Source organism: Actinomadura geliboluensis (assembly GCF_005889745.1).
Taxonomy (GTDB): Bacteria; Actinomycetota; Actinomycetes; order Streptosporangiales; family Streptosporangiaceae; genus Spirillospora; species Spirillospora geliboluensis.
The window spans coordinates 1-1,206 of record NZ_VCKZ01000747.1 but is presented as its reverse complement, the minus strand read 5'-3'; the positions used below and the strand labels follow the sequence as shown (position 1 = coordinate 1,206).

The 1,206-nt window shown below is 67.7% G+C and carries 1 protein-coding gene; it reads left to right on the top strand.

All coding sequences use genetic code 11. The annotated features are described in order from the left end of the window. Positions 1 to 2: 2 nt before the first annotated feature. The coding region (locus ETD96_RS44000; protein WP_240808655.1) for a Clp protease N-terminal domain-containing protein at positions 3 to 1,206 on the top strand (1,204 nt) is incomplete at its 3' end.

Genomic DNA, 1,206 nt, shown 5'->3' with positions numbered 1-1,206 from the left:
ACATTCCGTTCACTCCGCGTGCCAAGAAGGTGCTGGAGCTGTCGCTGCGTGAGGCGCTGCAGCTCGGCCACAACTACATCGGCACCGAGCACATCCTCCTTGGCCTGATCCGTGAGGGCGAGGGCGTGGCCGCCCAGGTGCTGGTGAAGCTCGGCGCCGACCTGAACCGGGTCCGCCAGCAGGTCATCCAGTTGCTGCACGGCTACCAGGGCAAGGAGCCCGCCGCGTCCGGCGGCCCCTCGGAGTCGGCCCCCTCCACCTCCCTCGTGCTGGACCAGTTCGGTCGGAACCTGACGCAGGCTGCGCGTGAGGGGAAGCTTGACCCGGTGATCGGCCGGGACAAGGAGATCGAGCGGGTCATGCAGGTGTTGTCCCGCCGTACCAAGAACAATCCGGTCCTGGTGGGGGAGCCCGGCGTCGGTAAGACCGCCGTGGTCGAGGGCCTGGCGCAGAAGATCGTCAAGGGCGAGGTTCCCGAGACCCTGAAGGACAAGCAGCTCTACACCCTCGACCTCGGCGCACTGGTGGCCGGGTCGCGGTACCGGGGTGATTTCGAGGAGCGCCTGAAGAAGGTGCTGAAGGAGATCCGTACCCGGGGCGACATCATCCTGTTCATCGACGAGCTCCACACGCTGGTGGGTGCGGGCGCGGCCGAGGGCGCGATCGACGCCGCGAGCATTTTGAAGCCGATGCTGGCGCGGGGTGAGCTGCAGACCATCGGTGCGACCACGCTGGATGAGTACCGCAAGCACCTGGAGAAGGACGCGGCGCTGGAGCGGCGGTTCCAGCCGATCCAGGTGGCCGAGCCGTCGCTGTCGCACACGATCGAGATCCTGAAGGGGCTGCGGGACCGGTACGAGGCGCACCACCGGGTGTCGATCACCGACAGCGCTTTGGTGGCGGCGGCGCAGCTGGCCGACCGGTACATCAGTGACCGGTTCCTGCCCGACAAGGCCATCGACCTGATCGACGAGGCCGGGTCGCGGATGCGGATCCGGCGGATGACGGCGCCGCCGGACCTGCGCGAGTACGACGAGAAGATCGCCGATGTCCGCCGGGACAAGGAGTCGGCGATCGATGCGCAGGACTTCGAGAAGGCCGCCGCGTTGCGGGACTCGGAGAAGCAGTTGCTGGGGCAGAAGGCGCAGCGGGAGAAGGAGTGGAAGGCCGGCGACATGGACGTGGTCGCCGAGGTCACCGACGAGC